General features: G+C 71.8%; 10 protein-coding genes, 1 tRNA gene and 1 pseudogene. 6 read left to right on the top strand and 6 right to left on the bottom strand.

Annotated elements, in window-relative coordinates:
- Nucleotides 1-257: 257 nt before the first annotated feature.
- The 3 genes from ACGF4C_RS01000 to ACGF4C_RS00990 all read right to left on the bottom strand — a co-directional run bounded on the left by ACGF4C_RS01000 (nt 258) and on the right by ACGF4C_RS00990 (nt 2,232).
- A tRNA-Pro gene (locus tag ACGF4C_RS01000) sits at nt 258-331 on the bottom strand.
- A gap of 12 nt (nt 332-343) precedes the next feature.
- A complete protein-coding gene (locus ACGF4C_RS00995; RefSeq protein ID WP_393562230.1) occupies nt 344-1,072 on the bottom strand; it encodes an integral membrane regulator in 729 nt (242 codons plus the stop codon).
- 233 nt (nt 1,073-1,305) lie between these two features.
- Nucleotides 1,306-2,232, bottom strand: coding sequence for a metallophosphoesterase (locus tag ACGF4C_RS00990; RefSeq protein ID WP_030801414.1), 927 nt, complete (start codon nt 2,230-2,232; stop codon nt 1,306-1,308).
- 322 nt (nt 2,233-2,554) lie between these two features.
- Here ACGF4C_RS00990 and ACGF4C_RS00985 point away from each other — a divergent pair, with 322 nt between their 5' ends.
- Complete coding sequence (locus tag ACGF4C_RS00985) at nt 2,555-3,019, top strand: GatB/YqeY domain-containing protein (protein ID WP_030412583.1); 465 nt, start codon at nt 2,555-2,557, stop codon at nt 3,017-3,019.
- Between the two features lie 287 nt (nt 3,020-3,306).
- Here ACGF4C_RS00985 and ACGF4C_RS00980 read toward each other — a convergent pair whose 3' ends face one another.
- On the bottom strand, nt 3,307-5,505 hold the full coding sequence (locus tag ACGF4C_RS00980) for a transglycosylase domain-containing protein (protein WP_393562227.1): 2,199 nt from the start codon (nt 5,503-5,505) through the stop codon (nt 3,307-3,309).
- A 628-nt stretch (nt 5,506-6,133) separates the two neighbouring features.
- On the opposite strand from ACGF4C_RS00980, the gene ACGF4C_RS00975 reads away from it, so the two are divergent.
- Nucleotides 6,134-6,475: a WhiB family transcriptional regulator gene (locus tag ACGF4C_RS00975; protein WP_393562226.1), complete on the top strand. Its 342-nt coding sequence runs from the start codon at nt 6,134-6,136 to the stop codon at nt 6,473-6,475.
- Between the two features lie 176 nt (nt 6,476-6,651).
- Here ACGF4C_RS00975 and ACGF4C_RS00970 read toward each other — a convergent pair whose 3' ends face one another.
- Nucleotides 6,652-7,992 (bottom strand): ArsA family ATPase, encoded by a 1,341-nt coding sequence (locus tag ACGF4C_RS00970; RefSeq protein WP_393562224.1) that lies wholly within the window; start codon nt 7,990-7,992, stop codon nt 6,652-6,654.
- The gene (locus ACGF4C_RS00965; protein ID WP_393562222.1) at nt 7,989-9,020 is read right to left on the bottom strand and encodes an ArsA family ATPase; all 1,032 of its coding nucleotides are present in this window, start codon (nt 9,018-9,020) and stop codon (nt 7,989-7,991) included. Before ACGF4C_RS00965 ends, ACGF4C_RS00970 begins: the two co-directional genes overlap by 4 nt.
- Before the next feature lie 186 nt (nt 9,021-9,206).
- Here ACGF4C_RS00965 and ACGF4C_RS00960 point away from each other — a divergent pair, with 186 nt between their 5' ends.
- From ACGF4C_RS00960 to ACGF4C_RS00945, 4 genes and pseudogenes are all read left to right on the top strand, one after another.
- A complete protein-coding gene (locus ACGF4C_RS00960) occupies nt 9,207-9,377 on the top strand; it encodes a DUF4177 domain-containing protein (protein WP_362137246.1) in 171 nt (56 codons plus the stop codon).
- Nucleotides 9,374-9,844, top strand: a complete 471-nt coding sequence (locus tag ACGF4C_RS00955; protein ID WP_201809432.1) for a RidA family protein — start codon at nt 9,374-9,376, stop codon at nt 9,842-9,844. Before ACGF4C_RS00960 ends, ACGF4C_RS00955 begins: the two co-directional genes overlap by 4 nt.
- Before the next feature lie 218 nt (nt 9,845-10,062).
- Nucleotides 10,063-11,013 (top strand): annotated as a pseudogene (locus ACGF4C_RS00950) (NUDIX hydrolase); the annotation flags it as partial.
- A 125-nt stretch (nt 11,014-11,138) separates the two neighbouring features.
- Nucleotides 11,139-11,975 carry an MBL fold metallo-hydrolase gene (locus ACGF4C_RS00945; RefSeq protein ID WP_393562220.1) on the top strand — a complete coding sequence of 279 codons (837 nt, stop codon included), beginning with the start codon at nt 11,139-11,141 and terminating at the stop codon, nt 11,973-11,975.
- Nucleotides 11,976-12,218 lie beyond the last annotated feature (243 nt).

Genomic DNA, 12,218 nt, shown 5'->3' with positions numbered 1-12,218 from the left:
CGCTCCGCCCACCCCGCCGCCCGTCACCTTCGTACCGAAGAAGATCCTCGGCAGTCCTCAGAGGCGAATTGGGAGCTGGATGCGCGAACACGCAACTACGGGCCGCCGCGTGAGACGCTCGCCACACCTTGCAGGCGACCGCCTGCTGAGCCACCCACACGAAGATCTTCTCCGGTATGCCTCCCGAGCGATCCCAGAAATGGATCAAGGGCCCGATCCGCGATGCGGATCAGGCCCTTGACCTGGTGTTCCTTCAGTCGGGGTGGCGGGATTTGAACCCACGACCTCTTCGTCCCGAACGAAGCGCGCTGCCAAGCTGCGCTACACCCCGAAGCAACGAGCTCTACTTTAGCGGACCGATCCCCGTAGGCGAAATCCGGTTCCGGGAGAGACGTGGGGAGGGCCTGACCTGGTCGATCGCGATGGTGATCACGGGGAGGAGGCAGCTCGCCAGGGCGGTGGTGAGGGTGGTGGTGAGGCTGCCGGGGCGGGTGCCGGTCGTGGTGGGGAGGGCGAGGGTGGCGGCGAGGTAGAGGACGGGGTACGCCGGCCACTGCCAGGCGTGGCGGGGGCGGAAGCCGCGGGGTGTGGTGAGCAGAAGCCAGTCGGCGAGGGCGGCGAGCGGGGTGAGCGTGGTGAGGAGGAGGGAGGCGAGGGAGTGGGCGGGCGCGCCGGGGGTGGGGCTCGGGAGGGCGAAGGCGGTGGTGGAGGTGGCGGGGACGGCGTGGTGCAGGACGGCGGTGAGGGTGAGGAAGGAGAGGGCGGCGCCGGTGAGGCCGGGGCTCAGGGGGCGGCGGCCGGTCCAGGCGCGGTGCGCCGAGGCGGCGGAGACCAGGGCGGCGGCGAGGCCGGCCTGCGCGGTGAAGGAGGCGAGCAGGCGGACGGGGTGGTGGGTGGCGACGGCCGCCAGGACCAGGCCGGTCAGGGCGGTCGCAGTGATCAGGAGGCGGTAGACGGCGGCCAGGGGGTGGCGGGTCGCGGGGGCGACGGCCGCGGCGGGAGTCCGGGCGGCGGCGCCGGCCGGACCGGTGGCGTGGCGCGTGGACTGCGAGGTCCGGTTGGGGTCGGACATTCCTCCACGTTAGGGGGAGGGGGCCGCAGGGAGCAGGGAGACCCCTCCGGGCGGTACGCCCCACTGGGAGGAAAGCCCGACCGGAACGTCCGACAGGAACGTCCGACAGGAACGTCCTCCGAGGCGGTTCACACCGGGAGTGGGCGCGCGGTCTCCCTCCCCCGCGCGCACTCTCAGCGATCCGTACGGGAGGCTCGCCGAGCGGGGGAGCCTCCCCGGATCAGGCGTGTGTCTCAGTCGCGGGCGGTGAGGGTGAGGAGGGTCGCTTCCGGGGGGCAGGCGAAGCGGACCGGGGTGTAGCGGTTGGTGCCGCAGCCGGCGGAGACGTGGAGGTAGGAGGTGCGGCCGGCGGCGGTGTGGGTGGACAGTCCCTTGACCCGGTCGGTGTCGATGTCACAGTTGGTGACGAGCGCCCCGTAGAAGGGGATGCAGAGCTGGCCGCCATGGGTGTGGCCGGCCAGGATCAGCGGGTAGCCGTCGGCGGCGAAGGCGTCCAGGGAGCGCAGGTACGGGGCGTGGACGACGGCGAGGGAGAGGTCGGCGCCGGCTTCGGGGCCGCCGGCCACCTCGGCGTACCGGTCGCGCTTGATGTGCGGGTCGTCCAGCCCGGTGAGGGCGATCTCGACGCCCTCCAGCTTGAGGCGGCCGCGGGTGTTGGACAGGCCCACCCAGCCGGCCGCGTCGAAGGCGTCGCGCAGTTCTTCCCACGGGTTGTGGACGGCGCCCACGACGGGAGCGTTGCCGTTGAGGCCGTGGCGGCCCTGGACCCGCTCGATCAGGTAGCGGGCCGGGTTGCGGAGCTTGGGGCCGTAGTAGTCGTTCGAGCCGAAGACGTAGGCACCGGGGAACTCCATCAGCGGGCCGAGCGCGTCCAGGGTCTCCGGGACGCCCTCGGGGTCGGAGAGGTTGTCACCCGTGTTGATGACGAAGTCGGGGCGCAGCCCGGCCAGCGACTGCAGCCAGCGCTGCTTCTTGCGCTGGCCGCTGACCATGTGGATGTCCGACACCTGCAGGACGCGCAACGGGCGCATACCGCGCGGCAGTACGGGGACCGTGACCCGCCTCAGGCGGAAGGAGCGGACTTCGTAGCCGGCGGCGTAGGCGAGGCCGGCCGCGCCGACTGCGGTCAGGGTCAGGGGTACTCCGTATCGCGCGCGCATGGGTCCCATCGTCGCAGAGTGGCGAGGGGTCGGTACACCGGGAGGGGCGGGCGGGCCGGGCCCGTACGGGTGCCGGTGCGTGGGGCCGGGGCGCCTACGTATGCGGGTGCCGTTCGCATACGGGTGTCCTTCGCGTACGGGTGCTGTTCGCGTACGGGTGGGGGGCGTACGCGTGGAGGGCATCGGGGCGGAGGCCCATGCGGAGGCTCATACGGGTGGGGGCGGATCCGGCGGCTCGGCGGGGCCCGGTGGGCCGTGGGCTCGCGGCGGGGGCCGGGAAAAGGCGCGGCGGTTGTCGGTGGGTGGGGGCATACTCGACGGCATGACCACGCTCAAGTCCAAGCTGCAGCACGACCTCACCGAAGCGATCAAGACGCGCGATGAGCTGCGTTCCTCCACCCTCCGTCTCACGCTGACCGCGATCCAGAAGGAGGAGGTCGCGGGCACCGAGGCGCGCGAGCTGTCCGACGGCGAGGTCGAGAAGATCATCGCGCGGGAGGCGAAGAAGCGCCGGGAGGCCGCGGAGGCGTTCGAGCAGGGCGGCCGGAGCGAGTCGGCCGCGCGGGAGCGCGCCGAGGGCGAGCTGCTCGCCGACTACCTCCCCAAGCAGCTGACCGACGAGGAGCTGGAGTCGCTGGTTGCGGCGGCGGTGGCGGAGGCCAAGGGCAGCGGCGCCGAGGGACCGAAGGCGATGGGCGCGGTCATGAAGATCGTCAACCCGAAGGTGGCCGGGCGCGCCGAGGGCGGCCGGGTGGCCGGAATGGTGAAGAAGCTGCTGGCCGGCTGAGCGTTCCGGACGCAGTCCCGCACCGCACCCGCAAGCGTCCGGACTGAGGCGCCCACCCGCGGTGTACGGACGGAGGCCCTCGCCTGTCAGGGCGTAACCGTCAGGCGTGACCCGTCAGGCGCAACCCGTCAGGGGCACGGGCGGAAGCTCGGGCGCCCGCGGTGAAAGCGAGACGGACGGCGAGGCGAGACGGACGACGAGATGACGGACGAGGGGCCGCCCCAGCACCGGCTGGGGCGGCCCCTCGCTTGTCTCTCGGCCCCAGGAGGCGGGCGCCAACCGGGCCGCTACCACCCGCCGTTGCCGCCACCCAGGATGTCGGGCCAGCCGGGGAGGTGCCAGCCGCCGCCGGGCTTGTTGTCACCGCCGTGGCCGCGGCCGGGCTTGTGCTTGCCGCTGCCCTTGTCGTCGCCCGAGGCCTTGCCCTTGTCGGGGTCGTCGATCGGGACGGTGGGCAGGGCGGGCGCGGGCCGGCCGGCCAGGGCGCCGGTCATCGCGTCGCGCCAGATGGGGCCGGGGGTGTCGGCGCCGTAGACCTTGTCGTGGGCCACGCCGCCGATGGTGATGTTGTACATCTTGCGCTGGTGCTGGGGGTCGCCCACCCAGACGGCGCCGGCCGCGTTCGGGGTGTAGCCGACGAACCAGGCGGCGTAGCGGCTGTCGGTGGTGCCGGTCTTGCCGGCGCTGTCGCGGCCCTTGAGGCCGGCCTCCTTGCCGGTGCCGTCCTCGACGACGCCCTTGAGGAGGGTGTTGATCGTGTCCGCGGTCTTCTTGGACATCGCCGTACGGCAGCTGGTCTGCGGGACCTTCAGGGCCCGGCCGCGGGCGTCGGTGATCGACTCGATGGCGACCGGCGAGCAGTACTCGCCGCCGTTGGCGAAGGCGGCGTAACCGGCCGCCATGGTCAGCGGAGACATCTCCTGCACCCCGAGCGTCATCGACGGAACTTGCTGCAAGGGCTTGCCGTCGGCCCGCTCGATGCCCATCTTCTGCGCCATCTTGACCGCGGGGCAGATGCCCATGTCGCTGATCAGCTGCACGAAGTAGGTGTTGACCGACTTCGCGGTCGCCTCCTTCATGGCGTACGGGCCGACCTCCTTGCGGTTCTCGTTCTGCGTGACGTCGGCCGGGGAACCGTGCCACTCCCCGTCACAGGTCTGCACCGGGCTCGGGTACGGCATCCGGTACGGCGAGGGGTACTCCTGCTCGGGGCTGGTGCCCTGCTCCAGGGCGGCCGCCGCGATCACCGGCTTGAAGGTCGAGCCGGGCTGGTAGCCGGCGCCGCCGCCCATGTTGTGGTCGACCGAGAGGTTGAGCATGGTCTGGTTCCCGCGGAAGCCGTACGGCCGCGACTGGCCCATGCCGAGGATCTTGCCGGTGCCCGGCTCCACGATGGTCGCGGCGGTGGCGACCGGGTCGTCCTCGTAGACGTGCTTGCCGATGGAGTCCTGGATCGACTTCTGGGTCTGCCGGTCGAGGGTGGTGCGGATGGTCAGGCCGCCCTGGTCCCAGCGCTTCAGACGGGCCTTGCGGCTCTTGCCGAAAGTTCTGTCGCTGAGAAAGACCTTGCGGATGTAGTCGCAAAAGAAGCCGGCGCCGTCGGTGGCGGTGATGCAGCCGTTCTTGGGCCGGCTGATCGCCAGCTTGATCGGCTTCTTGGCGGCCGCGTCGGCCTGCTCCTGGGTGATGTTCTTCAGGTCGGCCATCCGCTGCAGCACGGTGTTGCGCCGCCGGGTGGCCTCCTGCGGGTCGTTGACCGGGTCGTAGCGGCTGGGCGACTGGACGATGCCGGCCAGCAGCGCCGACTCCTCCAGGTTCAGGTCCTTCGCGTGCTTGCTGAAGTACCGCTGGGCGGCCGCCTCGACGCCGTACGCCTGCTCGCCGAAGAAGGTGATGTTGAGGTAGTTCTGCAGGATCTTGCGCTTGCCGAGCTCCTTCTCGACCTGGATCGCGTACTTGAGCTCCTTGACCTTGCGGCCGATCGTCTGCTGGGTGGCCTGCGCGACCTTGTCCGGGTCGTCGCCGGCCTCCTCGACGAAGACGTTCTTCACGTACTGCTGGGTCAGCGTCGACGCGCCCTGGGAGACGCCGCCGGACTGGGCGTTCTTGTTGAGCGCCCGCAGGATGCCCTTCACGTCGATGGCACCGTGCTGGTAGAACCGCGCGTCCTCGATGGCGACGATCGCCTGCTGGATGTACGGCGACATGTTCTTCAGGCTCACGACCGTGCGGTCACGGGAGTAGACCTTGGCGATCTCGTTGCCGTCCGAGTCCTGGATGGTGGTCCGCTGGCTGAGCGGTGGCGTTTTGAGGTTCGCCGGGATCTCGTCGAAGCCCTCGACCGAACCCTTGGCGGCGAGGCCCAGCGCCCCGGCCGCCGGCAGCGCGATACCGGCGAGCACCGCTCCGGCCAGGACGCTGACACCGAGGAACCTGGCGGTCCGCTGCGTCGTGGACAGACCCCCGCCATCGCGCTTCTTAGCCATGGGGGCAGCCTAATCCGTTGCCACATACGTGCGGACGGAGCGGGGGCCCGGGGCCGTTCGGGCACCGGATGGTGACTTCGGGGCGATCCGGCCGTGACCTCGGCGGCGAGCCGCACGTGTTCTCCGTCCCCGGCCGGACCGGCCTCCGGGGCAGTCGTGCGGCGCTCTTCGTTTCCGGCCGGATCTGATCTCCGTGCTCGGCCGGATGTGATCCGTCGGTGGCCTACGGGCGCGGTCGCGGCGCACGTGAGGCGCCGAGGTTCCCATTCGCCGGACAGGGGCGCACCTGTTCGCTTAGCCTGTACTCAGTTGCCACAGCCGAATGGTTACGCCTCAGTTCGTCAACCCCCACCTCTCGCGGACCGAGCCCCCAGGTGTCCGCGTGTGCCGACAGAAACCCCGTGTCAGGGCGGTGAACTGTCCCGCCTTGTGCGCAATGTGACGTATGCCGCACGGTCACTCCGTTGGGTGATCTGCCGCGTACGCATAGTCCGTTCGGGCCATTCAAGATTGGGCCCGAAGGGGGTGTTGCGCCCTGTCCGCCTTCCGTAACGTCCTCAACTGGCAACGGTGAATATGCCGTTTGCCGCCGTGGGGGAGCCTCGATTCGGGAGAGGACGGCGCCAGCATGAGCTGGGTAACCGACTGGAATGCACAGGCAGCCTGCCGCACTACCGATCCGGACGAACTGTTCGTTCAGGGTGCGGCGCAGAATCGCGCCAAGGCGGTGTGCACCGGATGTCCGGTGCGTACGGAATGCCTGGCCGACGCCCTGGACAATCGGGTGGAATTCGGCGTGTGGGGCGGAATGACCGAGCGGGAGCGGAGGGCGCTGCTGCGTCGCCGCCCGACCGTGACGTCATGGCGTCGCCTCTTGGAGACGGCGCGCACGGAATACGAGCGCAGCACCGGCATTCTGCCGTTGGACTGTGAGGACGAGACCTTCGACGAGTACGCCGCGGTCGGATAGCCGGACGGCCGGGACGCACCGGCCGGTGGAACAGGGCCGGCCGGCGGAACAGCGCCGGTGAAGTGCGGTGCCGGATGTGTCCGGTGTGCCCGTCGACGGTGGCTCGGGCGGCGGTTCGGGCAGCGCTTCAGCGTCCGATGTGGGCGGCGGTTCGGTCGGCGGTGTGAGTCGTCGGTTCAGTCGTCGGTGTCGTGGTCCGTGGTGGCGCCGGTCAGCGCCAGGCGGTCGCCGATGGCGCGCAGGCCCGCGAGGTCGTGGACGTCGCCGGGCAGCGCGGCGACCTCCGTCACGGGGACCTCGGGATGGAGTGCGGTGAAGCGGTCCCGGGTGCGCCGTTCGCGCGCGAGGACCTGCATACGTTCCGCGTGCAGGCGGAGGAGCCCGGCGGCCAGTTGAGCCGCCGAGGCCGAGGTGGGTGCTGCCGGGTCCGCGGCGGCAGCGGGGGAGAGGCCACCGGCGGTACCGGAGGCATCCTTCCCGCCGTCGAGATCCACAATGCCGGTTGGTTCAAGATTATTTTCGGTGTGGACGCCATCGGCGCCGTCGTCCTCCGCGAGGCCCTCGCCCAGGGTCTCCGCGGCGGCCAGGGCCCGCTCGGCGCTGAGTTGGGCGGCGCCACTGCCGTGCACGCGGTTGAGGACCATGCCGGCCAGCGGCATCTGCTCGGCGGCCAGCCGCTCGACGAAGTACGCCGCCTCACGCAGCGCGTCCCGTTCCGGCGCGGCGACCACGAGGAACGCCGTGCCGGGGGCCTGCAGCAGGCGGTACGTGGCGTCGGCGCGGGTGCGGAAACCGCCGAACATGGTGTCCATGGCTGCCACGAACGTCTGGACATCGCGCAGGAGTTGACCGCCCATGAGCTTGCTGAGCGTGCCGGTCATCATCGACATGCCGACATTCAGGAACTTCATGCCGGCCCGGCCGCCGACCTTCGCGGGCGCCATCAGGACGCGGATGAACTTGCCGTCCAGGAAGGAGCCGAGGCGTTTGGGCGCGTCCAGGAAGTCCAGCGCGGAGCGGCTCGGGGGCGTGTCGACGACGATCAGGTCCCACTCGTTGCTCGCACGGAGCTGGCCCAGCTTCTCCATGGCCATGTACTCCTGCGTGCCCGCGAAACCGGCCGACAGGGACTGGTAGAAGGGGTTCTCCAGGATCGCGCGGGCCCGGTCGGCGTCCGCATGGCCCTCGACGATCTCGTCGAAGGTGCGCTTCATGTCCAGCATCATCGCGTGCAGTTCGCCGCCGGCGGCCTCGTCCACGCCCTTGACCTGGCGGGGGACGTTGTCGAGCTCGGAGATGCCCATCGACTGCGCCAGCCGCCGGGCCGGGTCGATGGTCAGCACCACGACCTTGCGGCCGCGCTCGGCGGCGCGCACGCCCAGTGCGGCGGCGGTGGTGGTCTTGCCGACGCCGCCGGAACCGCAGCACACGACGATGCGGGTGCGCGGGTCGTCGAGCAGGGCATCGACCTCCAGCCGCGGGGCCGAGTCGTCCAGCGTCGTGTCGTCGGAGGTCATATGGGCCCCTGTTTCCGCAGGTCTCTGGCCAGTTGGTACAGCCCGGCGAGGTCGACTCCCTCGGGGAGCAGCTCCAACTCGTAGGTGGGCAGGCCGATCGCGGTCAGCTCGGCGTACCCGGCGCGCTCCAGCTCGACCCGCTCGGCGTGCTCGCGGGCCTGCTCCAGCAGGGGGTCGATGAGCCGGTCGGCCAGCCCGCCGCGGCGGGCCCCGCCCAGCCCGGCCTGCGAGAGCGCCTTGGCGACGCCGGCCCGCGCCCCGCGGGCCGCGAGGAGGTCGAGATCGCCGTTGTCCAGCAGCGCGGGCCGGGTCATGTTGATGACGATGCCGCCGACGGGGAGGCCGGCGGCGCGCAGCTCGGCGACGCCGTCCGCGGTCTCCTGGACGGGCATCTCCTCCAGCAGCGTCACCAGATGGACCGCGGTCTCCGGTGACTTCAGGACCCGCATCACGGCCTGCGCCTGATTGTGGATCGGGCCGATCTTCGCGAGACCGGCCACCTCGTCGTTGACATTCAGGAAGCGGGTGATGCGGCCGGTCGGCGGGGCGTCCATCACCACCGCGTCGTAGACGAATCTGCCCTGCTTGTCCCTGCGGCGGACCGCCTCGCACGCCTTGCCGGTCAGCAGGACGTCCCGCAGGCCGGGGGCGATGGTCGTGGCGAAGTCGATCGCGCCGAGCTTCTTCAGGGCCCGGCCCGCGCTGCCGAGCTTGTAGAACATCTGGAGGTAGTCCAGAAGGGCGCGTTCGGCATCGATGGCCAGGGCGTGGACCTCGCCCGCCCGTCTCCCGCCACCACCCCGAACGGAATCGCTGCGCGATGCACCCTCTGATGCGGGGCCCACCGCGATCTTGCGTTCCTCGTAGGGAAGCGCTTCGGTCTCGAACAGCTGGGCAATGCCCTGCCGGCCCTCGACCTCGACCAGGAGGGTACGGCGCCCCTCGGTGGCCAGGGCGAGGGCGAGGGCAGCGGCGACCGTGGTCTTGCCGGTGCCGCCCTTGCCGCTGACGACATGGAGCCTGCTCACGCAAAGGAGCCTAACCAGTCCGCGTCGCGGCTACGCACGGGATACGCCTGGGAAGACCCGGAGATCCGCCCGTGCCGGACCCGGAGGCGGGTCAGGGTTGTCCCTTAGGGGACCGGTCGGGGCGGACCGGGCGGCCCGTGGTGGACGGCGTCCGCCGCCGCCCTGGACAGGCATTACGCTCGGCCCATGACCAAGTGGGAATACTCGACCGTGCCGCTGCTGGTGCACGCGACGAAGCAGATTCTGGACACCTGGGGCGAGGACGGCTGGGAGCTGGTCCAGGTCGTGCCGGGCCCCAACAACCCCGAGCAGCTGGTGGCCTACATGAAGCGCCAGAAGACGGAGTACACGGCGTGAGCGCGGCGGAGGACAAGATCGCGGCGCTCGGCCTGAAGCTGCCGGACGTCGTGCCGCCGCTGGCGGTCTACCAGCCCGCGGTGCGCTCCGGCTCGTACGTCTTCAGCTCCGGCCAGCTGCCCATGGTGGGCGGCGCACTGCCGGTGACCGGCAAGGTGGGCGCCGAGGTCAGCGCGGAGCGGGCCCAGGAGCTCGCCGCGACCTGTGCGCTCAACGCGCTGGCCGCCGTGAAGTCCGTCATCGGCGACCTGGACAAGATCCGGCGCGTGGTGAAGGTCGTCGGGTTCGTGGCCTCCGCGCCGGACTTCACCGGCCAGCCGGGCGTCCTCAACGGCGCCAGCGAGCTGCTCGGCGAGATCCTCGGCGACAAGGGCGTGCACGCCCGCTCCGCCGTGGGTGTGGCCGTGCTGCCGCTCGACGCGCCGGTCGAGGTCGAGATCCAGGTCGAGGTCGCCGACGAGGCGTAGGCCTAGCCGTTTCCGGCCGCCGGGACGGGTCTCGTGCGAGTCGTGCGGTCTGTACGGGCCGTGCGGTCCGTACGGGCCGATGGCGGCTGTCCGGCGGCCGCGGGAGGCGCGCGCCTGGTAGGAGCGCGCTCCCGCCGGCCGGCCGGAGCGGACGCCGGCCGCGGCCCGGCGGAAAAGGACCCCTCGAACATCCGCGCGTGAGCGCATAGCATCCGGCCATGTCGTCCACGACGAATGGCCAGTGGTACCCACCGGAGTGGCCGGGCCGCATCCGGGCGCTCGCGAACGGCGAGCTCACCCCTGCCGAGCCCCGCCGGGCCGCGACCGTCCTGCTGCTGCGCGACACCGCCAGCGGCGGCCCCGCCGTCCACATGCTGCGCAGACGCACCTCCATGGCCTTCGCCGGGGGCGCGTACGCCTATCCGGGTGGTGCGGTCGATCCCCGTGACGAACGCCCGGTGGCCTGGGCCGGGCCGTCGCGCGCCGAGTGGGCGGTCCGTATGGGCGTCGATCCGGCCACCGCACAGGCCATCGTCTGCGCGGCCGTACGGGAGACGTTCGAGGAGGCGGGCGTGCTGCTCGCCGGGGACTCGGCGGACACGGTCGTCGCGGACACCACGGGCGAGGACTGGGAGGCCGACCGGGCCGCGCTGGTGGCCCACGAGCTGTCCTTCGCCGACTTCCTGAGCCGCCGTGGCCTGGTCCTGCGCTCCGACCTGCTGGCCGCCTGGGCGCGCTGGATCACCCCGGAGTTCGAGCCCCGGCGCTACGACACGTGGTTCTTCGTCGCCGCACTGCCCGAGGGCCAGCGCACGCTTCCCCAGGGGCAGCCGGTGAGCCCCGGGGAGAACGCCGTCGCGGCCGGGGAGGCGGACCTCGCGTTGTGGATCCGGCCGGGGGAGGCGGCCGCCGGGTACGACCGCGGCGAGCTGCTGATGATGCCGCCGACGATCGCGACGCTGCGCGCGCTGGAGCCGTACGCCACCGTCGCGGACGCGCTGGCCGCCGCCCAGGCGCAGGACCTGACGCCCGTATTGGCGCAGGCGCGTCTCGTGGGCGGCGAGATCGTACTGAGCTGGCCGGGCCACGACGAGTTCACCAAGCACATCGCGCCGGGAGGCGGTGCCGGGGACGGTGCCGCCGAGGGCGCATCCGCCGGGGGCGGTTCCGTGGCGCCCGGGGCCACAGAGGCGGGGGGCGGGTCCGACGGCCCCTCAGGGGCCCAGCGGGCCACCGACGTCCCAGGAGCCGCCGGCACGTCCGGAGGCACCGGCACCTCGGGAGGGACCCTCACATGACCGAAGCAGCCGCTCTCCCGGGCCAGCCCCGGGGCGGAGTGATCTCCGGGCCCGCCACTACACGGGCACACTGCGTGCTGGCGCCCAACCCGTCGGCGATGACCCTCGACGGCACCAACACCTGGATAGTCGCCGAGCCGGACTCCGACCTGGCCGTCGTCATCGATCCCGGGCCGCTCGACGAGAGCCACCTCCAGGCCGTCATCGACACCGCCGAACGGGCCGGCAGGCGCATCGCGCTGACGTTGCTGACCCACGGTCATCCGGATCACGCCGACGGCGCCGCCCGGTTCGCCGAGCTGACCCGGTCGTCCGTAAGGGCGCTGGACCCGGCGCTGCGCCTCGGTGGCGAAGGGCTCGCCGCGGGGGACGTCATCACCACAGGCGGCCTCGAACTGCGGGTGGTGCCCACCCCGGGGCACACCGCCGATTCGCTCTCCTTCCATCTCCCGGCCGACCGCGCCGTTCTGACCGGTGACACGATCCTGGGCCGCGGCACCACCGTGGTGGCGCACCCCGACGGGCGGCTGGGCGACTATCTCGACTCGCTGCGCCGACTGCGCTCCCTCACGGTGGACGACGGGGTGGCCACGGTCCTGCCGGGCCACGGGCCGGTGCTGAACGATGCCCAGGGCGCGGTGGAGTTCTATCTGGCGCACCGTGCGAACCGGCTCGCCCAGGTGGAGACCGCGGTCGAGGCCGGCCACCGGACCGCGGCCGAGGTCGTCGCCAGTGTGTACGCCGATGTCGACCGCTCCCTGTGGCCGGCCGCCGAACTGTCGGTGCGGGCGCAGCTGGAGTACCTGGGGGAGCACGGGCTGATCGAGGAGTGACCCCTTCAGGGGGACCGGGTGCCCCAGGAGGCGCTTGCTGCGCCGGGGGCCTACTCGCGGGCGAGGAGCGAGGCGGGGCGGTAACGAGGCACCCGCTCCAGTGAGCCCTCCCGTACGAACCAGCCGTCGCGGTCCAGGCCTCTGCCGGTGCCTCTGCCAGGGCCAGCGCCCGTGCCGTGGTGCGTCCTGTCGTGGGTCCCGTCGTGGATCCCCTCGGGCGTCATGGCGCCACTACGGCGAAGG

The organism is Streptomyces sp. NPDC048197, from assembly GCF_043202395.1.
GTDB classification, from domain to species: Bacteria; Actinomycetota; Actinomycetes; order Streptomycetales; family Streptomycetaceae; genus Streptomyces; species Streptomyces siderophoricus.
The sequence above is the reverse complement of the archived record's forward strand: the minus strand, read 5'-3'. Positions and strand labels throughout refer to the sequence as shown.

Coding starts and splice junctions, on each gene's coding strand:
- ACGF4C_RS00995 (WP_393562230.1), bottom strand. CDS start 1,072: ATGTCCGACCCCAACCGGACCTCGCAGTCCACGCGCCACGCCACCGGT.
- ACGF4C_RS00990 (WP_030801414.1), bottom strand. CDS start 2,232: ATGCGCGCGCGATACGGAGTACCCCTGACCCTGACCGCAGTCGGCGCG.
- ACGF4C_RS00985 (WP_030412583.1), top strand. CDS start 2,555: ATGACCACGCTCAAGTCCAAGCTGCAGCACGACCTCACCGAAGCGATC.
- ACGF4C_RS00980 (WP_393562227.1), bottom strand. CDS start 5,505: ATGGCTAAGAAGCGCGATGGCGGGGGTCTGTCCACGACGCAGCGGACC.
- ACGF4C_RS00975 (WP_393562226.1), top strand. CDS start 6,134: ATGAGCTGGGTAACCGACTGGAATGCACAGGCAGCCTGCCGCACTACC.
- ACGF4C_RS00970 (WP_393562224.1), bottom strand. CDS start 7,992: ATGACCTCCGACGACACGACGCTGGACGACTCGGCCCCGCGGCTGGAG.
- ACGF4C_RS00960 (WP_362137246.1), top strand. CDS start 9,207: ATGACCAAGTGGGAATACTCGACCGTGCCGCTGCTGGTGCACGCGACG.
- ACGF4C_RS00945 (WP_393562220.1), top strand. CDS start 11,139: ATGACCGAAGCAGCCGCTCTCCCGGGCCAGCCCCGGGGCGGAGTGATC.